Genomic DNA, 22,931 nt, shown 5'->3' on the forward strand with positions numbered 1-22,931 from the left:
ATGTCGCAGAACGCCAATAGGCTGTTGCGCTGCAAGCGGCGAGTGGATATGGTCCGCGCGCAAAAGCATGACAATTTGGCATGCAAGAATCATTTTGGCCCTCTTTCTACCGAAAAGATGGGCTCAGGCGGAATTTGTCGCTGGCGGGGAAGCGACGCGGAGAAAGCTGAACAATGAATCGGATTGATCTGGAAAAGTTTATTGGGGCTGCATTGGGCACCCTTGTGTTTGTGTTTAGCGTTGGCTTCTTGTCAGACGCGATTTACCACACCGAAGCTGGCGCGGGTGGCGGATACACCTTGGAAGAGCCTGAAGAGGACGGCGCTGAAGTGGCCGAAGTCGAAGAGGAAACTGTTCCTTTGGCTGATCTTTTGGTTGCAGCATCAGCCGAAGATGGCGCAGATGTCACCAAGAAATGCTCTTCATGTCACAGCTTTGAAGAAGGTGGCGCCAACAAGGTAGGCCCTGCCCTTTACGGCATCGTTGGCCGCACAATTGCAGGACTTGATGATTTCTCTTATTCAGACGTGCTGAATGAAATGGGCGCTGAGGGCAAAGTTTGGACTTATGAAGCGTTGAACGCATTCCTGGAAGACCCAAAAGGATACGCAGCAGGCACGAAAATGAGCTTTGCTGGTTTGAGAAAAGAAACAGACCGCGCAGACCTGTTGGCCTATATGCAAACTCTTAGCGCAGATCCTGTGCCTTTCCCAGCCGCTGAAGATGCAGCTGTGATCGAAGAAGAAGACGTGAACGCTGACGCCACTTCAACTGAGGAAGTGATGGAAGACAATAGCGAGGCGACCACTGAAGAAGAAATGGCGCCTGCGGCCGAAGAAGAAGCCGCACCTTCTGAAGACGCAAACGCTGAAGAAACAAACGGCTAACGCCGAAGCGAACAGCTTGAAAAATTTGGGAAGACCGTGCCATAAAGGCGCGGTCTTTTTTTATTCCAGCAACAATCGATTGGAGGGGCAGCATGACGCTTCTTGTACATTTGGGCGGCATTGATGAGCAGGAGTGGGCTGACGCCTTCCAAGCCAAAATGCCGGATCTCAAAATTGTCACCTCCTCTGATGCGTTTGATCCTGCAGAAATCAAATATCTATATGTGTGGAAGCCCCGCGATGATGTGTTTGATGGCTTGGACAATCTTGAGGCTATCTTCTCGCTTGGGGCGGGTGTGGACCCCATTTTGAAGCACCCCCATTTGCCCAAAAATGTGCCGATCACCCGATTTGTCGATGAGACGCTGACGCAATGTATGAGCGATTATGTGATCGCCAATGTGACGATGCACCATCGAGAACTTACGCATTATCGCCACGAGCAACGGCAGCATTTCTGGACACAATATTATCCCGCGCCTGCCACCGACATTGCTGTGGGCGTGATGGGGTTGGGCCAATTGGGTTTAGATGCGGCGCAAAAGCTCACCATGCTTGGCTATCAAGTTAACGGATGGAGCCGACGCCCAAAAGAAATTGAGGGCGTTACCTCCTTTTCAGGCGACGCGGGCTTTGACCAGTTTTTGGCCGCTACAGATATTTTGGTAAACCTGCTGCCCTTGACCTCGGATACCCGCGATATTTTAAACCGCCGCACGTTCGAAAAGCTTCGGCGTGATGTCATGCCCCACGGACCGGTGATGATCAACGCCGCGCGAGGTGGCCATCAGGATGAAGATGATGTGGTCGCCTGCCTCAACGACGGCACTTTGGGGGCGGCAAGTCTGGATGTGTTTAAAACAGAGCCATTGCCAAAAGACAGCCCGCTTTGGGATCTCGACAATTGCTATATCACGCCGCACATTGCGGCCATTTCCTCATTTGAGGGGGGCGTTGAATTGGTGGCGCGGCAAATTGAGAGCTATGAGCGGGATGGGACCTTGCAACATGTGGTTGATCCCGCCCAAGGCTATTAGGGCTATTTTTTGCCGTAACGTGCTTTGAGCACACGATAGGCCGCGCGCTGGCCTTGCTCTGTGGCCCCCACAGGGCGACCGGGGCGTGCCAATGGGGCCCAGGCCATAATGTCCATATGGGTCCAACTCTTGGCGTTTTTCACAAAACGACGCAAAAACAACGCTGCCGTGATCGACCCCGCCAAGGGGCCATTTGAGATGTGGTTTACATCGGCAATGTTGGATTTGAGCATGTCATCATACTCATCCCAAAGCGGCATCTGCCAAAGTGGATCGGCGCTGGCTTTACCCTGTGCGACTAGCTCTTGCGCCAGCTTGTCATCTGTTGAATAAAGCGCCCCCAAATCAGCCCCGACCGCCACACGTGCGGCGCCTGTAAGGGTCGCCATATCAATAATCATGTCGGGCTTTTCTTCGTCAGCAAGGCTGAGCGCATCGGCCAACACGAGCCGCCCCTCAGCGTCAGTATTGCCGATTTCAACCGTCATGCCGTTGCGCGAATCCAAGATGTCACCGGGGCGGAAGGCATTGGCGGAAATGGAATTTTCGACAACGGGAATCAAGACGCGCAACCGCACCTTAAGGTTGGCTTTCATGATCGCATGGGCCAAGCCCAAAATGTTGGCTGAGCCGCCCATATCCTTGCGCATAAGCAGCATGGATTGTGGTGGCTTGATGTCCAACCCGCCCGTATCAAATACAACACCCTTACCCACCAGGGTTACTTTGGGATCGCTCTCGTCGCCCCAGGTAAAATCAAGCAAACGCGGCGCTTCATGCGCGGCGCGGCCCACCGCATGGATCAAGGGGAAATTTTGGTCCAGCAAATCATCGCCAACGATAGAGGTAACCTTCGCCCCATGCTGTTTGGCAAAGTCGCGAATTTCCTTTTCGTAGGTTTCTGGCCCCAAATCATTTGCTGGCCGATTGGTTAGGTCACGGGCCAAGGTGGCGGCTTCGACCAACAAATCAACCTCGTCTTCATCTGCGCCCTTGAGCGAGGCCAACTTTACGGTTTTGGGCGTTTTGCGAAACCGATCAAAATCATAGGCGCCAAGGCGGAAACCGGCGGCAGCTAAAGTTGGGTCATTGAAATCACCCTCAAGGGCATATTCCCCTTCCGGCAGGCTGGCGGCAGCCAATCCGGTGACAAACGGATCGGCCTGTTCCTTTGGGCCCATTCCGAAAAGATATGCGGAAACCTCGCCGTCTTTTCCAGGTAACGCCACCAGTTCTCCCTTCTTGCCCGCAAAATTGTGGGCCTTTACCCACGCGCTTTGCTGCGCGTTGAGGGCACCTGGGAGATCTTGGTCCTGCCAAAGACAATGGACTGAAAAAGATTTTGAAACAGACATATTTCCGCTTTCGGTTGCATTGGTTTGACCAAGATTTAACGTGAAGCACGGGCCAATGCAAACGCAATGAGGATCGCACTTCGCAAGGCATTTTAACTGACTATTAGGGTTAATGATTTATTGCATAGTAAGGTTGCGCAGTTTGCGTACCGCTTGATTTTGTACAGAGGTTCGCATGTCTTATCGGCAAAGTAGCATGTCCAATAGAATAAAACTGCTGGCCCTTGCCGGTGTTGCGGCCATTGCGCTGAACGCATGCGCCTCACCACGCGGCCATAGCGGCGGTACAGCGACCCCAGATTTCTCCAGCATGTCCAACGAAGCAAAACATGCGGCTGTGCAGGATTTAGGCGCAAAATTCCAACAAAACCCCAACAAGCAAAGCGCGATCTATTTTGCCGCTGCGTTGCGGGCAATTGGTCAAACGGGGCAAGCTGTGTCCGTGTTGGAACAAGCGCAGCTTAAATATAAGAACGATCAAGATGTTGCCCTCGCCTACGCCAAGGCGTTGGCAGAAGATGGCAAGTTTAATCGTGCCATCAATGTGCTGGATGCGAGCATTCGCCTTGAACGGCCAGACTGGAATGCGCTGAGCGTTAAGGGTGCGGTTTTTGATCAGATGGGTCAGAACGCGGAAGCGCGCGCGCTTTACAATCAAGCACTGGTGATCGCGCCAAATGAACCCTCACTTTACGCAAATCTTGGCCTGTCCTACGCGATGTCGAACCAATTGGACCAAGCGGAAAAGGCGCTTCGCCGCGCTGTTTCAATGCCCAAGGCAACACGCAAGATCCGATTGAATTTGGCGCTTATTGTGGGCCTACAGGGCCGATTTGATGAAGCCCGCAGCCTTTATGCCCGAGAACTGCCCGCAGCGGATGTTGAAGCCAACATGGCTTACATCAGGGCGCTATTGACCCAACAGAATAAGTGGGACCGGATTAAGAGCAGCTCTTAAGCAAACTCTCTCCCCCTTTCAACGCAAAACACCCAGCTGGCACTACCAGTTGGGTGTTTTTGTTTAGGCGACCTAAAACTGATGTGGTGATTAGCCCACGCTAGGTGCTGCAAAGATGGTGATCATTGCCGGTGACATAATCACGATGAACAGAACGGGCAAAAAGAACAGGATCAGCGGAACCGTTAGTTTTGGCGGCAAGGAAGCGGCCTTTTTCTCCGCTTCCATCATGCGCATATCGCGCCCCTCTTCCGCCATCACACGCAAAGAACTGCCCACGGAAGTACCATACCGCTCAGATTGGATCAGCGCTGTCATAACAGATTTGACTTCATCAAGATTGATCCGCTGCGCCATATTTTCATAGGCTTTTGCGCGACTTTCCAAGAAGTTCAATTCAGCCGTTGTTAGTGTCATTTCCTCGCCAAGTTCAGGACTTTGGGTCACAATCTCAATCGACACTTTTTGAAACGCGGCCTCAATCGACATGCCACTCTCGACGCATAGAAGCATCAAGTCCAAGCAGTCAGACCAGGCGCGGCGAATTGAGCTTTGCCGCTTCTTGACCTTGTTGGTTAGAAGCAGAACCGGCAAATAGGATGAAATAATCCCCGCGCCCATCGCGTATGTTATCTGCAAAAACAGCAGCGCATCCGGCATAATGATGAATTTGATATAGAATAGCGCAAGGACGAACACGCCCAGCGGGATGGCAAAGCGCATGAAAACATATGTCATCACGGCATTGGGGCCACGATAGCCCGCGCGGGCCAATTTTAGGCTCGTTTGCTCATCCGCGAATGCTTTTTTCAGCGAGAAACGCTCAACTGTTTTTTGAATAAAGTCTTTGCGGCGACCGCTGGCACCTACTTTTTTGTCTTCGCCACGCAAACGGGCCAACTCATCGGTGCGGAGACGTTCCCGCTCGCTCGCCACTCGGCGAATGCGGCTTTTCATATCCTTACCGTCAGCGAACTGGGCGCCAAAAGTAAACACGATCGCCGCCGCTGAAATTGCAGCTAAAAGTGCAATCAAAAACTGCCGGTCTGTTAGTGTTTCTACAAGCGCTTCCATGTGCTTACTTTCGTCCCAAATTAATATTCAAACTGAACCATGCGATACATGACAAACAAACCCGTCGACATCATCAAGCCCGCAACGGCGAGGCAAATGTTTCCAACCGGAGTTTGAAATAAAGGCAAAAGGTAGGTTGGGCTCACAAGTGAAACCAATGTCGCCACGATAAAGGGCAATGAGCCGATGATGCCTGCTGACGCTTTCGCCTCCGAGCTCATGGCCTTGACCTTGGCTTTCATCTTCTTGCGGTTGCGCAAAACCGTCGCCAAGTTGCCCAAAGCTTCGGACAAGTTGCCGCCTGATTGTTGCTGCACGGTAATCACCACAACGAAGAAGTTCACTTCCGCGATCGGCAGCCGTTCAAACATGATTGGAATTGCTTCCCCCATGTTCTTGCCCACAGATTGCTGCTCCACCACGCGGATAAACTCAGTTTTCACCGGCTCCTTCGCCTCAGCAGCAACCACTTTCATTGAATCATTTAGCGGCATACCGGCCTTCACGCCGCGCACAATCGCCTCGATTGCGTTGGGGAACTCGTCCAAAAATTTCGACCGGAATCTTTTGGTACGGTTGGCCAAATACCAACGCGGCAAAACATAAAAGCCAGCCAAGCCAAACACCAAGGCAAAATGGATCGGCACGCCGGTAAACCATGTGAATATAAACATGCACACGCCGACGATCACTGAATTGCGATAAAACGCAGCTACATTGCCCTTCAATCCAGCTTGGATAAGTCGCTTTTTGACTGTCCGCTTTTTTCGCTGTTTGTTGGCTTCGTTTTGTTCATCAAGGACTTCTTGCAGCGATTTCCGCCGTTTGTCGCGGTTTTTGCGACCGTCCGCTTCAACGCGACTTTTTCGCCCACTATTCTGTGGCCCCGGTTGGCGAAGTGCCTTCATGCGTTTGCTGGCACGGCCGCCCCCTGCCACGCCGGGCACAAATGCGAGACCGATGGCGCCTATGGCGACTGCCGTCAGCAAAAAGAGAACGATTGGCGACATCCGGCTAACCTCTCATTTCTTCATCATTTACAGCTGCGGCTTCCAGCGCTTCAACAAGGTTCAGCTCCTCATTGTAATAACGTGCACGCTCAGCAAATTTAGGCTTGGTGATGCCTGTTGAACGGTGTCGGCCGATCAAATTGCTGTTCGAGTCCTCACCGATGATGTCGTAAAGGAAGACATCCTGCGTGACGATGACGTCACCTTCCATGCCCAACACTTCAGAGATGTGGGTGATGCGCCGCGAACCGTCGCGCAAACGGGCGGCTTGCACGACCACATCGACGGACGACACGATCATTTCACGGATCGTGCGCGAGGGCAGCGAATACCCGCCCATTGTAATCATTGATTCAAGACGGCTAAGAGCCTCACGTGGCGAGTTGGCGTGCAATGTGCCCATGGACCCATCGTGACCCGTGTTCATGGCCTGCAAAAGGTCAAATGCTTCTGGTCCCCGCACCTCACCCACGATGATCCGTTCAGGACGCATCCGCAAACAGTTTTTCACCAAGTCACGCATGGTGATTTCACCCTCACCTTCAAGGTTAGGTGGGCGTGTTTCCAGCCGGACCACATGCGGCTGTTGCAATTGCAGTTCGGCACTGTCTTCGCAAGTGATGATCCGCTCATCAGGTTCGATAAAGGCCGTCAAACAGTTGAGCAATGTGGTTTTACCCGAACCTGTACCACCGGAGATCAAAACGTTGGCACGAACACGTCCCAAAATCTCCAGGACCTTCGCGCCCTCAGGCGAGATCGATCCGAACTTCATCAACTGATCCAACGTCAGCTTGTCTTTTTTAAATTTACGAATGGTCAGCGAGGCGCCGTCAATGGCCAATGGCGGCCCAATAACGTTCACACGAGAACCGTCAGGCAAACGCGCATCACAAATCGGGCTGGATTCGTCGACACGACGGCCAACTTGGCTCACGATACGCTGACACACATTCATCAAATGGGAATTATCACGGAACCGCACATTGGTGAGACGCACCTTGCCGTCCACTTCGATATAGGTTCGACCGGCCCCGTTGACCATGATGTCGGCAATATCATCGCGGGCCAAAAGTGGCTCCAACGGCCCGTAGCCAAGCACGTCGTTGCAGATATCTTCAAGCAGATCTTCCTGCTCTGAAATCGACATCACGATGGATTTTAGCGTGATGATTTCAGACACAATATCGCGAATTTCTTCGCGCGCGGAATCCTGCTCCATTGTCGCCAATTGGCTCAGATCAATGGAATCAATCAGGGCATTGAAGACGGAGGATTTGGTTTTAAAATATTCGGAATCAACACCGCGGTCCTTGGGTGCTTTTTCAACATCCACGACCTCTTCTTTGCCTATGGTAGGCTTTTTGATTTTCAGGTCTGGCTTTGGCCCGCCCTGTGGTTTGGGCGTTGGTTTTTCAGCCACAGGAATAGGGGCAGGCTTCGGCTGAGGCTTTGCCTGCTGCTGATTTGTATTTCCGCCAAAACTTGTGCGTTTCCCAAACATGACTAACCTTACTTCACGCTACGCCGTGGGTTATCCCAGCTTTAATTTTTTCAAAATGCCCGGCAGCAGACCGTTTGCATCCTGATGCGTCGCCGCATCACGACCGCTTACCCGCCGCGCCAGACTGTTAAATCCGTCATTTAATTTGTGCGTTGCATTAACTTCCGCGATCATCTGACCGTTGTTTGCCGCCGTGCCGAACAGAGCTGGTTCAAAACCAAGTTCAGCAAAAATGTCGACTTCGATTGTGTTCGCGAATTCAGAGGTGCTCAATTCCGGCCGTTTCGGCACACCCACTTTGTTCATCATCAAAATGGGCTCTGCCTCTGACATGCGCAATGATTTGAGCGTGTCCATCATGAATTTCACATTGCGCAAATTGGCCAGATCGGGCTCGGCCACAATCACAACTTCATCAACGGTTGATAAGGTGTGCCGCACCCAGCCATTCCACGCATGTGGCAAATCAAGCACCACAAGCGGCATGTTCTTTTGACAAATCTCGATAATGTTCTCGAACGCTTGCTCATGAAAATCATAATCGCGATTTAGATTGGCTGGCGCTGTCAACAGATTGATGTGATTGGCACATTTAGACATCAAACGCTCAATAACGACATCATCAACATCATCATTGGAGAACACAGCGTCGGCAATGCCATGCGGTGGTTCCTGATTGAAATTGAGGCCCGCAGTGCCGAACGGCAAATCCATATCCATGATCAGCACATCGCGGCGCACTTGCTGGCTCAAGGCCCATGCAGTGTTGTGTGCGATCGTTGAAGAGCCGGCGCCGCCTTTTGCTGAAACAAAGGCGATGGTACGTCCGATAGGATCTGCGCCTTCGGCAGTAAACAAATCCGCAATTGTATCCACCAAGGCAGGCGTTTCCACTGGCGTCACCAAATATTCAGAAACACCATAGCGGATCAAGCGACGGTATAGTTCAACGTCATTCACATTGCCGATGACGACAACTCGGGTTGATGCGTCACACACCTCAGCCAAGCGATCCAAAGCTGAGAGCAAATCATTGCCGGCCAGATTTGATTCAATAATGATCAGGTTTGGCGTTGGGTTGATCTTGTAGGTTTCAACCGCCGCTTCAATGCCGCCATTATGGGTCGTCAAGGCAACTTTGTGCATGCGACGATCATTGACTGCGCTTTCAACCGACTGCGCCGTCATGGCGTTTTCACAAAAGGCTTGAATGGTGATGTGTGGCACCAAACGCGCGCCCGAGGGAATATCCGAAGCGCCGCTCACGTTTTGACGAATATCATCTGACATAATTTATACTTCCAACTCGTTTTCGCGCTCGTTCTTAATCCAACACAAAGCCAACGCCGCCCTTGAGGTCCTGCCCTTTAGGGCCGTCACCCACGCCGTATAGCTTCTCCATCCGTCCCAAGAAAATCGCCTCAGCATCGCCAGCGAAATCCATTTTATCCGTGGGCAAGGTGTAGTCGTTCATATGGCCCGGTGCGGTGAGATAAGGCGTCACCAAGATCAACAATTCGGTTTCGGCACGGACGAAATCACGTGACCGGAACAGTGCACCAAGCACGGGGATTTTCCCAAGGCCCGGCACTTCGTTGAACCGTTGGCGAGATTTTTCCTCAATCAGACCGGCGATCGCCAAAGTCGAGCCCGTCGGCAATTTCACCGACGTTTTGGCCCGGCGTTCTTTTGTCGCCGGAATGGTAACAGGACCAGCCGTGTAGCCACCTTCTGCATTCAATTCGGAGACCTTTGTTTCCACATCAAGCGAGATGACATTGTTAGAATGCACGACTGGCGTGAAATTCAGCTCTACGCCGAATTGCTTGAATTCGTAAGTGATCTCACCCTCATCATAACCGACAGGTACAGGGAACTCGCCACCGGCCAGGAATTCTGCGCTTTTGCCTGAAAGGGCCGTCAACGTAGGTTCCGCCAGTGTCCGCAATGCGCCACGGCGCTCCAATGCCTTAACTGTTGCATCGACCGAGAGGTTACCAAAGGAGAACCCTAACTTGCCTGAGTTGGATGCAACCACATTGGATACACCGCCCAAACCGGGATTGGTCAACAAAGACGTTGCCACACCACCAACATTTAGGCTGGCATTGAGGTCGATGCCCAATTGTTTAACGGTTTCACGCTGCACTTCCGCAACGATAACCTTGAGCATAACCTGCTGAGCACCGGCCACATTGATGACCGAAACCACTTCGTTTCCACTGAATTGTTTCGCAATTGAGATGGCTTTTTGCACATCATCGTCGCTGCGTGCTGAACCCGACAGCACAACGCGCTCATTTGCGACTGTGGCTTCGATTGTCGAGCCGGGCAGCAAGCGCGCCAGAGTTGTTTCCAGTCCACCGCCAGATTGGCCAACGGTCACATCCAAAATCGCAATTGGATTGCCTTTGGCATCCAAAAAGATGACATTTGTGTCGCCCGCTGAGCGCCCTTGAATAATGGCGCGGCGTTTTGTGCGCACAATTGCATTGGCGATAGATGGCTCTGAAACGATGACTTCTTTTGCAGAAACCGGCAAATCAACGATAAGAGATTTGTTCTTCCCCACCGCAACTGCATATGTTTGACCAATCTGATTGGCTGAAATGCGCATCGTCGCATTTGCCATTGCAGCTTGTGTACTCAACATCTGCGGCATAACCAAAAGTGTCAGCAGCAATGCGCCTTTCGCCAGCAACTTTTTGGCTTGGGCAAATGCTTCTACATTAAAAATGGCTTGTACAGGCTTCGACATAACCATTACTCCTTCACCAATACTGGTGCATTATTTGGGCGGGGTTGCGCTGTGGGCACAGGCATTGGGGAGAACACGCTGCCCCCCTCGGCATTGCCTTGCTGCGCATCGCTATTTGCTTGTTCGTCAGACGTTTCCGGACCTGAATTTGCCAGCGCGCTCGATTGTTGTCCGGCGCGAATGAGTTTTACGCTGGATTGATCGGCGGTGCCGCCAGTTGCGGGACCGTTTACAAAATCAACGATTGACCGGAGTACAAGTGAGAGTGACCCGACCTCCGCCGCATTAATTATCGTTTCCGCTTGTCGCGGTGTCAGTTCGAGCGTTGCAATCGTTTTATCTTCAAACGCTTCTGGCGCAGCTTGTTCACCATTGCCACTGCCTGCATTTGGGCCAACTTCTCCCAAACGGTTGCCGATGGCCAACACGCGGGCATTATTGAGAATGGTTTGTGATGTATCGCCCAAGCGGCTCCGCTGCGTTAAAACCACATCCACTCGATCATTTGGCACGATAAAGCCGCCCGCGCCGCTTTCAGCTGATACCTCAATCGACACGCCGCGCATGCCTTTGCCAATCACAGCTGACAAATAACCTTGACCGGTACGCACCAATTTGGCTTCCCGAATGGGCTCGCCGTCAAAAATTTCGAACCGGGAAATTGTTCCTTGCATTTGCTCGGGCGCGTCGGGCAACCGCTGGTCCGTAATGAATTCAGCGCGGATCGCGTCTTCCGGCCAATCCTGCCAAGCGACGGAATTAGGGCCCAACCGCTCGCCAATACCAATGGTACGACTTGCGATCAAAACTCTTACTTTTTTAACAGGCTCAACTTCCGCCACTTGCTGCGTTGGTTCAGGGCTACCACCCGAATTCAGGGCGAAGAAGGCCGCCAAACCACCCGCAATCAATGCAACCAATACTAGAATCAAACGCGCCGGCTTCATCTCAATTTCCCCGGTTAAACTCAAAGTTCCGCACGCAACGCGCACAGCTATTCGGGGCTAGTATCGAGCTAAAGCGTCAAGGTTTGGTTAATAGGGCCTTTTCAAATAGAGTTAATGAAAAGTTGCATAAAATTAACCGCTTAGCTCACAATCAGCGCGGTGAAAATATTGGTGTGTGGAAACACAATCAGGGCTGCAATTGCCAATGCTATGCCATAAGGCACTCCAACTTTTGGATCATGCAATTTTTGCAGCCACTCCCATTTTGGCAATTGAGTGGCGTTCAGATATTTTCTAAATGCCAAAATAAGAGCCGTGAAGATACCGCCTGCGATGGCGGCATATAGGAGGTAAGGCACGGCAAAACCCATGCCCATCCACAACACAGTACTGGCGGCAAACTTGGCATCACCGCCGCCAATCCAACCGGGAATAAACAACAGAAAGCAAACAGCAAGTGCAATAGCAAAGGCGACAAAATGCATGCCGATCATCTCGAGGGGAAAACCTGCCAGAATTGCGGCGACTATAAATCCAACAATCAATACTGCGGATAACCAATTTGGGATGCGCATCGTCAGTAAGTCATAAGCAGCGCAAAATGCCATCATGACGGGAAAAATGGCAAGGACGATCATATTCATATTGCTCACACCTAATTCATCTGAACGCGTCGGCAGCATGCAGATTTATGGTTATCCAAACGTAAAGATTTGGCTGCAACGCAAAAAAGAGGGGAGCCGGAAGGCTCCCCTCTTTTCAACATAATTATGCCTAGGATTAGGTAGGCGGTGTCAATTTTCCGGCGATGCCAGAGAATAGGAGATTCAAGTTTTTACCCAATAGAGATGCGCCACCGATAATAATAACAGCAACAAGTGCGGCAATCAGACCATATTCAATAGCTGTCGCGCCTGACTCATCGTTCAAAAAACGTTTTACCAAATTCATTTCTTTGCTCCTTGCTCGTCGTCACGACACAACGTGACAAAACATTGTCCGATCCTCACCATCGAACTCGACGTCAACGTTAGGCTCGGAGTCTTGAAATTGTGTTAATCGAAAACTTGCAATGGCCAATAACGACCAAGTTTATATTTATGATTATCAAATAGTTAAGAAGGAATATTTGCAGCTAATTTCGAGAGTTAGCCAAATCTCTTTCTCGATAGGCGATCATTTTGCAGGCGCGTAACGACTAAACGCAGCGAATTTGCATATAAATTATAGGTATATTCTGTGCACAAGAGTTGAGTGAATGGACCGCGGGCCCATGCATTTGCACTTTATTCACCATTCTATCTCATGATGCTGAAAAGTTTTTGCTAAATAAAGGGTTAACGTCATGCTTGGCAAACGTGTTCTGAAAGTTTTGCATACATGGACCGCAGTCGGTGCTGTCGTGGCGGGCCTGCTGGCGTTTACAGGCACCGGCGCGGCCATTGCCGCTGACCCGCAAGGTCAGGTGGATGTTCAGGTCAATATGGCGCGCATTTTGCGGCTGCCTTCAGCGGCCTCAACAATTGTTATCGGCAATCCCGCTATCGCGGATGCGACCATCCAAGATCCAGAAACCATTGTTCTAACCGGAAAAACATTTGGCCACACCAATCTCATTGCGCTCGATGCCGTTGGAAATCCGATTGCGGACCTGAAAGTTGAGGTTGTTGCCCAGCAGGACAATGTTGTGCTGGTCTATAATGGCATCGCGCGGAACACAGTGTCTTGCACACCTGAATGCGGCCCTGCTTTGATGATGGGCGACGATGTGGACTATTTGGGCAAAGTTGCTGGTTCAAAATCAATCGTTGAGAGTGCATCCGAATAGCCTTGCAACGCATAGATGTGAATCATTATCGAAAGAATTCAGTAATTATACGTCGCTATTCTTTCATCACTTAAAACAAGGGTGAAGTGATGACATTCGCACTACAATGTCGACGTGCTTATAAATTGCTGAAACAGAACCGTTTCAGGAAAGACGAGCGTGGCGTAACCGTCGTTGAATTCGGTCTACTGGCATTGCCGTTTTTTGCCATCATTGGCGCTATTCTGGAGACAGGTCTTGTCCTGTTGGCGTCGCAAGTGCTCGATAGTGCGGTTCATGATGCAACTCGCATCGTGCGGACGGGTGAAGCGCAGCGCAACGGTTATAATATGCCTGAATTTCGCGCTGCGGTTTGTGACAAAACATTTGGGCTATTTGACTGCAATAAGCTGCGGATACGCGTTCGGGTCATTGATAAATTTGCCAACGCCAAATCAAACAGCCCTGTCGATAAGGATGGCAAGTGGATCATCACAAGCAGTTTCCAACCTGGAAAACCCAATCAGGTTGTGTTGGTGGAAACTTATTATAAGTGGCCAACAATTTTAAACATTTTGGGCTTCCAACTTGGTAACCTAAATGGTGGCAATGCCATGTTGATGAGTTCATCTCGCGTCTTTATGAACGAACCATATTTGGGATGAGGTTGATGTATATCGTGCAAATCATCCGACATATTCGAGCGATTTGGCGAAATGATCGCGGCATTTCTGCGGTGGAATTTGCGCTCATTCTGCCAGTAATGCTGACCCTTTATTTGGGCACCATCGACGTTAGCACCTTCATTATTCTTGACCGGAAGGTAGCTGTGGTCGCGGGTTCTGTTGCCGATTTGGTTGCGCGTGCGCAAGACCAAATTGCGACATCAACGGTGGACGATTATTTCAAGGCAGCCGAATTCACCATCAAACCGTATGATTCCGCCAATCTTCGCCAACGCGTCACCAGCTTGCGGATCGACGGAGATGCTAAAGCATGGGTGTTATGGTCACGCACGTATAATGGTGGGTCGCCGCTGACCAAAGACAGCCAATATGTGCAAATCCCCCCGGAGTTCGCGGCGGCAAACAAAAATAAATATCTGATTATGGGCGAAGCATGGAATTCAGCTGATCCGCTTATTGGATATTTGTTCAATAGCACAATGAACTATCAACATCGGTATTTTTTCCGCTCGCGATTTGATGGAATCATCAACCTGATCTAGGTTGGCGTCAGTTACACTCTCAAACTTTCCTCACTTAAGGATTATTATGTCCGACTATTTGATCCCAGTATTCGATCTGGGCGGTGTTTTTATTGATTGGAGCCCGCTTAACCTATATCGCAACGTGTTTGATAGCGAAGAAGAAGCGGTTTGGTTTGTCGAGAATGTGTATTCCGGCCTGTGGAATCTAGAGTTTGATGCCGGAAAACACTATGCCGACGGCATTGCCGAGCTTTGCGCCAAGTTTCCCGCCTATACGAACCAGATCAAGGCCTATGATGACCGATGGTTAGAGACCATCGCGGGTGTCTTTGACGGGACAATTGCTATTCATGAGGAATTGATTGCGCAGGATTTACCGACTTTTGCGATTACCAACTATTCAAAAGAGAAATTCCAGCTCACTTTGGAAAAATACGAATTTTTGCAAAAGTTTGATGGGATATTGGTGTCTGGCCAGGAGAAGCTGGTGAAGCCGGATTATCGCATCTATCACCGCTTTTTGGAGCGCTACAGCCTTGATGCCTCAAGCTGTGTGTTTATTGATGATAGCTACCCAAACGTGGTGGCCGCTGATCATATCGGCATGAAAGCAGTGCACTTTGAAAACCCGGAACAATTGCGGGAAGATCTGATCGAGTTGGGGCTACCCTTAGGAGCAAAATAGGGGCGCCAGAGCGCCCCAACTTGCAATTTAGCGGGTGCCATACATCCGGTCGCCCGCGTCGCCCAATCCAGGCACAATATAGCCCTTTTCATTGAGCTTTTCGTCGATGGCCGCTGTGTAGATCGGCACATCTGGATGGGCTTCCTGAAAGCGTTTAATGCCTTCGGGCGCCGCCAAGAGGCAGAGAAAACGCAGATTGTTTGCACCGCGGCGTTTAATGCGATCCACCGCTGTTACGGCTGAGTTGGCTGTGGCCAACATGGGATCGACGACCACGACCAAACGGTCGGCGATGTCGGATGGGGCTTTGAAATAATATTCAATCGCTTCCAATGTTTCCGGATCGCGGTAAAGGCCGATATGGGACACACGGGCGCTGGGCACCAGATCCAACATCCCTTCCAACAGGCCATTGCCGGCGCGCAGAATGGAAGCGAACACGAGCTTTTTGCCCTTCAATGCTGGGCTTTGCATTTTTTGGATTGGGGTGTCGATCTCGATCATTTCGGTTTCAAGATCGCGGGTGACCTCGTAGCACAGTAAATGAGCAATCTCTTGCAGCAGCCGACGGAAACTCGCCGTTGATGTGTCCTTGTTCCGCATAATGGTCAATTTGTGTTGTACCAACGGATGTTCGACAACGGTTACATTTTCCATATTCTACCTCTTACAAAAAGCTCTTACCATGTGGCCCAGCTGGCAATTTCAGCCAACTTGCCACGCTTTCACCAATATCTGCAAATGTTTCTCGCCCGCCTGCACTGGCTTTTTTCAAAATTGGGGAAAAACACAAAACCGGCACCTGTTCACGGGTGTGATCGCTGCCGGGCCAAGTGGGGTCACACCCATGATCTGCTGTTAATATCAACAGATCGTCCGGCTGCATTTTTGAAACAATTTCGGGCAGCCGACGGTCAAAACGTTCCAGCGCCGCGGCATAACCGGGCACATCGCGGCGGTGACCATATTCCATGTCAAAATCAACGAAATTGGTGAAAATCAGATCGCCATTTTCGGCCATGTCCATGGCATCCAATGTTGCGTCGAACAGCGCCATATTGCCACTGGCTTTGATTTTGTGGGTGACGCCTTGGGCGGCATAAATGTCGGAGATTTTGCCCACCGCCAGCACTTTGCGGCCCGCCTCTTTGGCGCGATCCAGCAAAGTTGGCTCTGGGGGCAGCACGGAAAAATCGCGACGATTGCCCGTGCGCTGAAAATCCTCACTATTGTTGCCCACAAAGGGGCGCGCGATGACACGGCCAATATTGAGCGGATCAAGCAATTTACGGGCAATCTCACACATTTCGTATAGACGGTCCAAGCCGAAATGCTCTTCATGAGCCGCGATTTGAAACACGCTGTCGGCGCTGGTGTAGCAAATGGGCTTGCCGCTCTTTATATGCTCTTCGCCCAATTCGGCGATGATGGTGGTGCCAGAGGCGTGTTTGTTGCCAAGAATGCCGGGCAACCCAGCCTTCTCAACAAGTTTTTCAATTAAATCGGGTGGAAAACACGGTTCGGTTTCGGGGAAATAACCCCAATCAAAAGATACGGGCACACCTGCGATTTCCCAATGGCCGGATGGCGTATCCTTACCTTTGGACACTTCGCTGGCGTTGGCCCATACACCGCCGCGCTGTTCGCCTGACAGGCCCGCAGGTATTTCACCGCTGGCGGCTTGTGCCGCAAGGCCAAGGCCCAGCATGTCCATGTTGGGCAATTGCAGCGGCCCTTGTCGCAGTCCGTCCTGATCAGCCTCGCCAGCAGCACATTTTTCGGCAATATGGCCGAGCGTATTTGCGCCCTCGTCGCCAAATTCGGCGGCATCCGGCGCTCCGCCAATGCCAAAACTGTCAAGCACGCATAAGATTACGCGGGGCATTATCGCCTCCCTAAGTCTGTTCAATCACGCCGAAGAAAAGCTCAGGCGTTTGTGGCGCATTGCCGATGGTATAAGCCGCCTTCAAGCGCGCCGTTGCTTCATCTGCCAATGCGGTATCATTGGCATGTAAACGCGCGATAGGCGCACCTTTTTCGATTTTTTCACCTATCGGTGCCAACCGATCAAAACCAACAGCATAATCAAGCATGTCGCCGGGTGCCTTGCGGCCGCCGCCCAGCACAACCACGCCCATGCCCACCTGCTTGGCGTCGATTTCTGTGACAAAGCCTGCCTGATCAGCGAACACATCGCGAATGATGTCGGCTTTTGGCAAATGGGCAGCGCAATTTTGCATAAAGTCTGATGGGCCACCAAGACCCGTGATCATTTTGCCAAATTGCTCGGCGGCTTTGCCGCTATCAAGCACGTGGCGGGCTTGCTCGCGCCCCTCTTCCACATCTTTCACTAGCTTACCATGCACAAGACCATGGGCCGCCAATTCGATCACAACTTGCTCAAGTCGCGGATCTCGATGTCTGCCGCTCAAAAAATCAACTGCATTTTGTACTTCAAGGGCGTTGCCCGCGGTGCTGGCCAAAGGCTGGTTCATGTCGGTTATCAACGCACTGGTGTTAACGCCAGCGCCGTTGGCCACAAACACCAAGCTTTCCGCCAGTTCTTTTGCTTCATCCACTGACTTCATAAATGCACCGGAGCCGACTTTGACATCGAGCACCAAGGCATCCAACCCGGCAGCCAGTTTTTTGGACAGGATGGACCCGGTGATCAAGGAGATGTTGTCGACTGTGGCGGTGACGTCGCGGATGGCATAAAGAATTTTATCTGCAGGGGCGAGATCATTGGTTTGGCCAACTATGGCGCAGCCCGCTTCACGCACGACTTTTCGAAAATGCGCATTGTCGACGCTGGTCTGATAACCGGGGATGGCATCAAACTTATCGAGCGTGCCGCCGGTATGGCCCAATCCGCGTCCCGAAATCATCGGCACAAATGCGCCACAAGCTGCCCACATCGGGGCAAGCATTAAGGACACATTGTCGCCAACGCCGCCGGTTGAATGCTTGTCGATTACGGGGCCATCGAGTTCGTCCCAACTGAGCACTTCACCACTGTCACGCATGGCCAGGGTGAGCGCCACACGTTCATCGATATCCATATTTTGGAAATAGACGGCCATGACAAAGGCCGCCGCCTGCTCAGGCTTGACCGTGCCGGAGACAATACCCTCAACAAAGGCATTGATTTCGGCAGGTTTAAGCGACTTACCATCACGTTTTTTAGCGATGATTTCAGCAGGCAAAAACATTTAAATCTGAACTCCTAGTCCAAGCGATAAAGCCGCACTGGCGGCTTTTCCGCCCGCGCGATTTTCTTCTTCGCTTCAAGATCAAGTTGCACGCATTTCACCCACCAACCTGCAGTGCTGCCGCCGGGGAACAAATCTTCCGGCAGATGTTTTTTGGCTTCGGCGATCACGTCCTTGACGACCATGCCCGGCGCCTCATGGGGCAAAACCTGCATCATCGCTTTGTACATGGCGTTATATTTCGCCGCGTCAACGCGGGTGAATTTGCCCGGTGTGTTTACGTTTTCAACTTCGACCTTGTCGCTCATGGTTCAGGTTCCTATGCGCCGTAGGGCACCCAAACATTTTTGACCTGAGTGCTCCGCTCGAGGAAATATTCGCCTTCACAAATCTCGCGATCGGTCCAATCCATGGCTTTGCCTTTGTTGGTCCAAGTCTGTTTGAGATTGTGAACTGAATATTGCTCAACTTTTTTGCCGCCCTCAGCATCGCCGCAATAGAACATGGCGTCAACGCCATCATGCTCGGCCAAGGTTTTGGTCAGCTCGTCTTTGGCGCCGGTGACGATGTTGACAACACCGCCAGGCACATCGCTGGTTTCCAAGATCTGATAAAAATCAGTCATCGCCAATGGTGCGGTTTCAGACGGGATTAACACGCTGGTGTTGCCCATGGCCATGGATGGGGCGAGCAACGAAATGGCGCCCAAAAGCGGACTTTCATCTGGCGCGGCAATGCCGATTACGCCGATGGGTTCGACCATGGCGACCGCCATTTGGCGCACAGGTGGGTTATGCACCGCACCATCATATTTGTCTGCCCAGCCTGCGAAGGCGAATAAGCGCTCGATTGAGAGCTCAACTTCTTTCTTCGCGGCACCAGCAGAAACACCAGTCATCTCGCGCAGACGGTCAGCAAATTCATTGCGGCGATAGTCGAGATTTTCGCCCATATAGTAGAGGATTTGCGCGCGCAGATGAGCCGTTTTGCTGCCCCATCCCAATGCGCCACGCGCAGCTTCCACCGCATTGCGAATGTCTTTGCGGTTGCCTTCGCCGACTTCGCCAACCAGTTTGCCATCAGCGTTCACCACTGAACGGGCGTAGCCGCCATCTGGCCGAGCTTGCTTGCCGCCCACATAAAGTTTGGCGGTGCGGTCAATGCCATCTGTTGCAAACAATTTTGGTTTAGCTTGTGCCGGGGCTTTACCCAAAGATTTCAGCTTCAGCTCCCATTCAGGACGCAGATAGGCACGCATGCCTTCTTTGCCGCCTTCACGGCCAAAGCCACTTTCTTTGTAGCCACCAAAGCCGACAGCAGCGTCGAAATTATTGGTGGAGTTGATCCACACAACGCCGGCTTGCACCCGCGGTGCAATGTCCAAAGCGAGGTTGATGTTTTCCGTCCAGATGCTGGCGGACAATCCATATCTTGAATTATTGGCCAAGGTTACAGCTTCGTCAGGCGTGCGGAAGCTCATGGCGACCAGAACGGGACCAAAGATTTCTTCTTCCGCGATGATGTTGGCGGGTTGCACATTGGTGTAAAGCGTTGGTTTAACGAAGCAGCCATTGGATGGGATTGTGCCATCCGGCTGATATCGAACAGCGCCCTGCTCTTCGCCCTTTTTCATCAAATCCTGCACCCGTTCTACCTGCACTGGGGCCACGAGGGCGCCAATATCAATGGCTTTGTCGAGCGGATCGCCAATGCGCAATGTGTCCATGCGCGCCTTCAGCTTTTTGATGAAGCGGTCTTCAATGCCTTCTTGCACCAAAAGCCGCGACCCGGCACAGCAGACTTCGCCCTGATTGAACCAGATGGCATCCACCAGGCCTTCCACAGCGCTGTCCAGATCCGCATCCTCAAACACGATAAAGGGCGACTTGCCGCCCAGTTCCAGCGACAGGCCTTTGCCTGAGCCCGCCGTGGCGTTGCGGATGGCTTTGCCGACACCGGTGGAGCCGGTGAAGGCGATCTTGTCGATATCTTTGTGGTTGACGATGGCTTCGCCCACTTCACCGTCGCCGGTGACGATGTTGACTACCCCTTTGGGCAGCCCGATTTCCTGACAGATTTCAGCGAACAACAGCGCCGTCAGCGAGGTGAATTCGGCGGGTTTAAGCACCACCGTGTTGCCTGCCGCCAAGGCGGGTGCAATTTTCCAGGACAACATCAATAGCGGGAAGTTCCACGGGATGATTTGCCCGCAAACGCCATAAGCTGACTGATTGGGGAATTGGCGATCACGCTGCTGCGCCCAGCCGGCATGGTGATAGAAATGACGCGCCACCAAGGGGATATCCAAATCCCGGCTTTCGCGGATCGACTTACCATTATCGAGCGTTTCGAGCACAGCAAAGAGCCGTGAATGCTTTTGCACCTGACGCGCGATGGCGTAAAGATATTTGGCCCGTTCGTAACCAGACAAGCCTTCCCAATCGCCCTGCGCTTTACGCGCAGCGGCCACGGCGGCGTCAATTTCAGCCTTTTTGGCCTGGCTGATTTGCGCCAGTTCCTCGCCATTGGCGGGATTGTTGGAAGCAAATGTTTTGCCGGGCTTGGTGAATTCGCCATTGATAAAGTGACCAAATTTGCGGCCATAGCCATCAAGCCATTCATGTGCTTCGGCGCTGCCTTCCGGCGCAGGACCATATTCCATGGTTTCAAAAATCTCTTTAACGTTCATGTTGCCCACCTAAACCAGAGGCTGACGATAATCGGCCGCATAGCGCCCGGTGACATTATGTTCGAGCTGTCGCTCGATGTCGTTCAAAAGGCTGGATGCGCCAAAGCGGAACAGATGTGGCGAGAGCCACTTATTGCCCAGCTCATCCTTCATCATTGCAAGATATGTAATCGCATCCTTGGCTTTGGAAATGCCGCCCGCAGGCTTATAGCCAATCTCGATGCCCGTTTCCTCATGGAACCAGCGGATCATGCGGATCATAGACAAAGAGGTCACCAAATCTGCGTTGACCTTTTCCTTGCCTGTTGAGGTTTTGATGAAATCGGCCCCAGCCATCATGCACACCATCGACGCTTTGGCGACATTGGTTTGCGTGGCCAATTCCCCCGTGCCCAAAATGGTTTTCAAATGCGCGTCGCCACAAGCGGCGCGGAAGGCTTTGACTTGATCATAAAGGCCCTGCCAATCCTGCGTCAGCACCTGATGCCGCTCAATCACGATGTCGATTTCTTTGGCGCCCGCCTTCACTGAGGCTTCGATTTCAGCGATGCGGGTGTCCAAAGGCGTCAGACCTGCCGGGAACCCTGTTGAAACGGCGGCCACCGGAATGTTGGTGCCTCCAAGTGCGGCCACCGCGTCGGCGACAAAATTATGATAGACACACACCGCGCCTGGGGTGATGCCCAAATCTTCAACGCCGAGCGCCTTCAAAATATCGGTGCGTATGGGTTGGCGCGCTTTGGCGCACAGGCGCTCAACGCGGCCCTTGCTGTCGTCACCATTCAAGGTGGTCAAATCGATGTTGGTGATGGCGTGGAGCAGCCAGGCGGCTTGCCATTGTTTTTTCACTGAGCGGCGGGTGCCGATGGTGGCGGCCCGACGTTCCAGGGCTGAACGGTTCATCCGCACATGACGCAACCAGCCCAAATCCAAATCGAAACCGGGATTGCGTTTATGCTCTTCTGCCGCGTGCGGCATTTCAACTGCTTTTAAACTCATAGTTCTGCAATCATTTTTGTCAGCAAACTTTGCATGCGCTCTCCGCCAGATGCGACCATGGTTTGCGTATGGTCGTGAGAGAGATGTTCGTCCGACATGCCCGCGCCCATATTGGTGATGAATGAACATCCCCAGACGCGCATGTCGTAATATCGGCCCAAAATACATTCCGGCACGGTGGACATGCCCACCGCCTGCGCCCCAAAGCCCTGGATCATTCTGATCTCAGCGGGCGTTTCAAATGAGGGGCCAGAATACCATGTATAAACGCCTTGTTTAAGGCCCAAAGAATCGCGCTCGGCGATATCTAGGGCCTTTTGGCGCAACGTTGGATCATAGGCATTGGCCATATTCACAAAACGTTTGTCGCCCACTTCACCAATCAACGGGTTGAGGCCCGAATAATTGATATGGTCGGTTATCTGCATCAAATCGCCGGGTTGAATATCCTCAACGATTGAACCCGCGGCATTGGTCAACATCAATGTATCAATGCCCAATCCGGCCAGCGTGCGCAGCGCCATTTTCATGGCTGCGGCATTGCCGTGCTCGTAATAATGGGCGCGCCCTGTGAGCAGCGCCACGCGCTTGCCTTCGAGATAGCCGATCAACAAGTCTTTACCGTGACCCGTAACGCCGCCGCCGGGAAAGCCTTGCAACGCATCATAATTGATGGTCACCGGGTTTTTCAGCATATCGCCAAGCGCGGCGAAGCCTGACCCTAGAACAAGTGCAGCGGCAATAGGTTCATCGCCCGCGCGTTCTTGGATCAAACGCATATTGTATTTTGCGGTCATGA

At 52.0% G+C, this 22,931-nt stretch carries 23 protein-coding genes; 7 read left to right on the top strand and 16 right to left on the bottom strand.

The annotated features are described in order from the left end of the window. The first annotated feature begins 173 nt into the window (after positions 1-173). Both MXMO3_RS15360 and MXMO3_RS15365 read left to right on the top strand, forming a co-directional pair. Positions 174-887 (top strand): c-type cytochrome, encoded by a 714-nt coding sequence (locus MXMO3_RS15360; protein WP_117396440.1) that lies wholly within the window; start codon positions 174-176, stop codon positions 885-887. Positions 888-979: 92 nt separating this feature from the next. Continuing rightward, complete coding sequence (locus MXMO3_RS15365; RefSeq protein WP_117396441.1) at positions 980-1,924, top strand: 2-hydroxyacid dehydrogenase; 945 nt, start codon at positions 980-982, stop codon at positions 1,922-1,924. A 2-nt stretch (positions 1,925-1,926) separates the two neighbouring features. Here MXMO3_RS15365 and MXMO3_RS15370 read toward each other — a convergent pair whose 3' ends face one another. Further along, positions 1,927-3,279, bottom strand: coding sequence for a leucyl aminopeptidase family protein (locus tag MXMO3_RS15370; protein ID WP_117396442.1), 1,353 nt, complete (start codon positions 3,277-3,279; stop codon positions 1,927-1,929). A gap of 196 nt (positions 3,280-3,475) precedes the next feature. On the opposite strand from MXMO3_RS15370, the gene MXMO3_RS15375 reads away from it, so the two are divergent. Next, a complete protein-coding gene (locus tag MXMO3_RS15375; RefSeq protein WP_027833955.1) occupies positions 3,476-4,237 on the top strand; it encodes a tetratricopeptide repeat protein in 762 nt (253 codons plus the stop codon). Between the two features lie 90 nt (positions 4,238-4,327). Here MXMO3_RS15375 and MXMO3_RS15380 read toward each other — a convergent pair whose 3' ends face one another. From MXMO3_RS15380 to MXMO3_RS15415, 8 genes are all read right to left on the bottom strand, one after another. Beyond that, positions 4,328-5,311 (bottom strand): type II secretion system F family protein, encoded by a 984-nt coding sequence (locus tag MXMO3_RS15380; RefSeq protein ID WP_027833956.1) that lies wholly within the window; start codon positions 5,309-5,311, stop codon positions 4,328-4,330. Positions 5,312-5,331: 20 nt separating this feature from the next. Further along, positions 5,332-6,321 carry a type II secretion system F family protein gene (locus tag MXMO3_RS15385; protein WP_027833957.1) on the bottom strand — a complete coding sequence of 330 codons (990 nt, stop codon included), beginning with the start codon at positions 6,319-6,321 and terminating at the stop codon, positions 5,332-5,334. 4 nt (positions 6,322-6,325) lie between these two features. Then, a complete protein-coding gene (locus MXMO3_RS15390) occupies positions 6,326-7,825 on the bottom strand; it encodes an ATPase, T2SS/T4P/T4SS family (RefSeq protein ID WP_162889304.1) in 1,500 nt (499 codons plus the stop codon). 30 nt (positions 7,826-7,855) lie between these two features. Further along, positions 7,856-9,115, bottom strand: a complete 1,260-nt coding sequence (locus MXMO3_RS15395; RefSeq protein ID WP_036220964.1) for a CpaE/TadZ family protein — start codon at positions 9,113-9,115, stop codon at positions 7,856-7,858. 34 nt (positions 9,116-9,149) lie between these two features. Further along, the gene (locus MXMO3_RS15400) at positions 9,150-10,583 is read right to left on the bottom strand and encodes a type II and III secretion system protein family protein (RefSeq protein ID WP_027833959.1); all 1,434 of its coding nucleotides are present in this window, start codon (positions 10,581-10,583) and stop codon (positions 9,150-9,152) included. A 5-nt stretch (positions 10,584-10,588) separates the two neighbouring features. Continuing rightward, entirely contained in the window at positions 10,589-11,530 is a 942-nt protein-coding gene (gene cpaB / locus MXMO3_RS15405; protein ID WP_117396443.1) for a Flp pilus assembly protein CpaB, read from the bottom strand. A gap of 140 nt (positions 11,531-11,670) precedes the next feature. Then, complete coding sequence (locus MXMO3_RS15410) at positions 11,671-12,174, bottom strand: A24 family peptidase (protein ID WP_117396863.1); 504 nt, start codon at positions 12,172-12,174, stop codon at positions 11,671-11,673. 136 nt (positions 12,175-12,310) lie between these two features. Further along, the gene (locus MXMO3_RS15415; protein WP_117396444.1) at positions 12,311-12,481 is read right to left on the bottom strand and encodes a Flp family type IVb pilin; all 171 of its coding nucleotides are present in this window, start codon (positions 12,479-12,481) and stop codon (positions 12,311-12,313) included. A gap of 394 nt (positions 12,482-12,875) precedes the next feature. Between MXMO3_RS15415 and MXMO3_RS15420 the strand changes: the two genes are divergently transcribed. The 4 genes from MXMO3_RS15420 (at position 12,876) to MXMO3_RS15435 (ending at position 15,232) form a co-directional block, all read left to right on the top strand. Continuing rightward, positions 12,876-13,358, top strand: a complete 483-nt coding sequence (locus MXMO3_RS15420; protein ID WP_051213336.1) for a pilus assembly protein N-terminal domain-containing protein — start codon at positions 12,876-12,878, stop codon at positions 13,356-13,358. Between the two features lie 89 nt (positions 13,359-13,447). Then, a complete protein-coding gene (locus MXMO3_RS15425; protein WP_117396445.1) occupies positions 13,448-14,002 on the top strand; it encodes a TadE/TadG family type IV pilus assembly protein in 555 nt (184 codons plus the stop codon). A 5-nt stretch (positions 14,003-14,007) separates the two neighbouring features. Beyond that, a complete protein-coding gene (locus MXMO3_RS15430; RefSeq protein ID WP_162889305.1) occupies positions 14,008-14,565 on the top strand; it encodes a TadE/TadG family type IV pilus assembly protein in 558 nt (185 codons plus the stop codon). Between the two features lie 46 nt (positions 14,566-14,611). Continuing rightward, on the top strand, positions 14,612-15,232 hold the full coding sequence (locus MXMO3_RS15435) for an HAD family hydrolase (RefSeq protein ID WP_117396447.1): 621 nt from the start codon (positions 14,612-14,614) through the stop codon (positions 15,230-15,232). A gap of 27 nt (positions 15,233-15,259) precedes the next feature. Here MXMO3_RS15435 and upp read toward each other — a convergent pair whose 3' ends face one another. The 7 genes from upp to MXMO3_RS15470 are packed head-to-tail and all read right to left on the bottom strand — an operon-like array spanning position 15,260 to position 22,929. After that, the gene (gene upp / locus MXMO3_RS15440; protein ID WP_027833963.1) at positions 15,260-15,889 is read right to left on the bottom strand and encodes a uracil phosphoribosyltransferase; all 630 of its coding nucleotides are present in this window, start codon (positions 15,887-15,889) and stop codon (positions 15,260-15,262) included. Between the two features lie 10 nt (positions 15,890-15,899). Beyond that, complete coding sequence (locus tag MXMO3_RS15445) at positions 15,900-17,117, bottom strand: phosphopentomutase (RefSeq protein WP_117396448.1); 1,218 nt, start codon at positions 17,115-17,117, stop codon at positions 15,900-15,902. A 10-nt stretch (positions 17,118-17,127) separates the two neighbouring features. Next, a complete protein-coding gene (gene deoA, locus MXMO3_RS15450; protein WP_117396449.1) occupies positions 17,128-18,444 on the bottom strand; it encodes a thymidine phosphorylase in 1,317 nt (438 codons plus the stop codon). A 14-nt stretch (positions 18,445-18,458) separates the two neighbouring features. Continuing rightward, entirely contained in the window at positions 18,459-18,752 is a 294-nt protein-coding gene (locus MXMO3_RS15455) for a DUF6958 family protein (RefSeq protein ID WP_117396450.1), read from the bottom strand. Between the two features lie 11 nt (positions 18,753-18,763). Then, positions 18,764-21,133, bottom strand: coding sequence for an aldehyde dehydrogenase family protein (locus MXMO3_RS15460; protein ID WP_117396864.1), 2,370 nt, complete (start codon positions 21,131-21,133; stop codon positions 18,764-18,766). Positions 21,134-21,142: 9 nt separating this feature from the next. Beyond that, on the bottom strand, positions 21,143-22,132 hold the full coding sequence (gene deoC / locus MXMO3_RS15465) for a deoxyribose-phosphate aldolase (RefSeq protein WP_117396451.1): 990 nt from the start codon (positions 22,130-22,132) through the stop codon (positions 21,143-21,145). Then, positions 22,129-22,929, bottom strand: coding sequence for a purine-nucleoside phosphorylase (locus tag MXMO3_RS15470; protein ID WP_117396452.1), 801 nt, complete (start codon positions 22,927-22,929; stop codon positions 22,129-22,131). The genes deoC and MXMO3_RS15470 overlap by 4 nt, the downstream gene beginning before the upstream one ends. Between the last annotated feature and the right edge of the window lie 2 nt (positions 22,930-22,931).

It is taken from the genome of Maritalea myrionectae, assembly GCF_003433515.1.
In the GTDB taxonomy this organism is placed as follows: Bacteria; Pseudomonadota; Alphaproteobacteria; order Rhizobiales; family Devosiaceae; genus Maritalea; species Maritalea myrionectae.

Excerpts from the sequence above, each read along its gene's own strand:
- MXMO3_RS15360 (WP_117396440.1), top strand. The coding sequence starts at position 174 with ATGAATCGGATTGATCTGGAAAAGTTTATTGGGGCTGCATTGGGCACC.
- MXMO3_RS15365 (WP_117396441.1), top strand. The coding sequence starts at position 980 with ATGACGCTTCTTGTACATTTGGGCGGCATTGATGAGCAGGAGTGGGCT.
- MXMO3_RS15370 (WP_117396442.1), bottom strand. The coding sequence starts at position 3,279 with ATGTCTGTTTCAAAATCTTTTTCAGTCCATTGTCTTTGGCAGGACCAA.
- MXMO3_RS15375 (WP_027833955.1), top strand. The coding sequence starts at position 3,476 with ATGTCCAATAGAATAAAACTGCTGGCCCTTGCCGGTGTTGCGGCCATT.
- MXMO3_RS15380 (WP_027833956.1), bottom strand. The coding sequence starts at position 5,311 with ATGGAAGCGCTTGTAGAAACACTAACAGACCGGCAGTTTTTGATTGCA.
- MXMO3_RS15385 (WP_027833957.1), bottom strand. The coding sequence starts at position 6,321 with ATGTCGCCAATCGTTCTCTTTTTGCTGACGGCAGTCGCCATAGGCGCC.
- MXMO3_RS15390 (WP_162889304.1), bottom strand. The coding sequence starts at position 7,825 with ATGTTTGGGAAACGCACAAGTTTTGGCGGAAATACAAATCAGCAGCAG.
- MXMO3_RS15395 (WP_036220964.1), bottom strand. The coding sequence starts at position 9,115 with ATGTCAGATGATATTCGTCAAAACGTGAGCGGCGCTTCGGATATTCCC.
- MXMO3_RS15400 (WP_027833959.1), bottom strand. The coding sequence starts at position 10,583 with ATGTCGAAGCCTGTACAAGCCATTTTTAATGTAGAAGCATTTGCCCAA.
- cpaB (WP_117396443.1), bottom strand. The coding sequence starts at position 11,530 with ATGAAGCCGGCGCGTTTGATTCTAGTATTGGTTGCATTGATTGCGGGT.
- MXMO3_RS15410 (WP_117396863.1), bottom strand. The coding sequence starts at position 12,174 with ATGAATATGATCGTCCTTGCCATTTTTCCCGTCATGATGGCATTTTGC.
- MXMO3_RS15415 (WP_117396444.1), bottom strand. The coding sequence starts at position 12,481 with ATGAATTTGGTAAAACGTTTTTTGAACGATGAGTCAGGCGCGACAGCT.
- MXMO3_RS15420 (WP_051213336.1), top strand. The coding sequence starts at position 12,876 with ATGCTTGGCAAACGTGTTCTGAAAGTTTTGCATACATGGACCGCAGTC.
- MXMO3_RS15425 (WP_117396445.1), top strand. The coding sequence starts at position 13,448 with ATGACATTCGCACTACAATGTCGACGTGCTTATAAATTGCTGAAACAG.
- MXMO3_RS15430 (WP_162889305.1), top strand. The coding sequence starts at position 14,008 with ATGTATATCGTGCAAATCATCCGACATATTCGAGCGATTTGGCGAAAT.
- MXMO3_RS15435 (WP_117396447.1), top strand. The coding sequence starts at position 14,612 with ATGTCCGACTATTTGATCCCAGTATTCGATCTGGGCGGTGTTTTTATT.
- upp (WP_027833963.1), bottom strand. The coding sequence starts at position 15,889 with ATGGAAAATGTAACCGTTGTCGAACATCCGTTGGTACAACACAAATTG.
- MXMO3_RS15445 (WP_117396448.1), bottom strand. The coding sequence starts at position 17,117 with ATGCCCCGCGTAATCTTATGCGTGCTTGACAGTTTTGGCATTGGCGGA.
- deoA (WP_117396449.1), bottom strand. The coding sequence starts at position 18,444 with ATGTTTTTGCCTGCTGAAATCATCGCTAAAAAACGTGATGGTAAGTCG.
- MXMO3_RS15455 (WP_117396450.1), bottom strand. The coding sequence starts at position 18,752 with ATGAGCGACAAGGTCGAAGTTGAAAACGTAAACACACCGGGCAAATTC.
- MXMO3_RS15460 (WP_117396864.1), bottom strand. The coding sequence starts at position 21,133 with ATGAACGTTAAAGAGATTTTTGAAACCATGGAATATGGTCCTGCGCCG.
- deoC (WP_117396451.1), bottom strand. The coding sequence starts at position 22,132 with ATGAGTTTAAAAGCAGTTGAAATGCCGCACGCGGCAGAAGAGCATAAA.
- MXMO3_RS15470 (WP_117396452.1), bottom strand. The coding sequence starts at position 22,929 with ATGACCGCAAAATACAATATGCGTTTGATCCAAGAACGCGCGGGCGAT.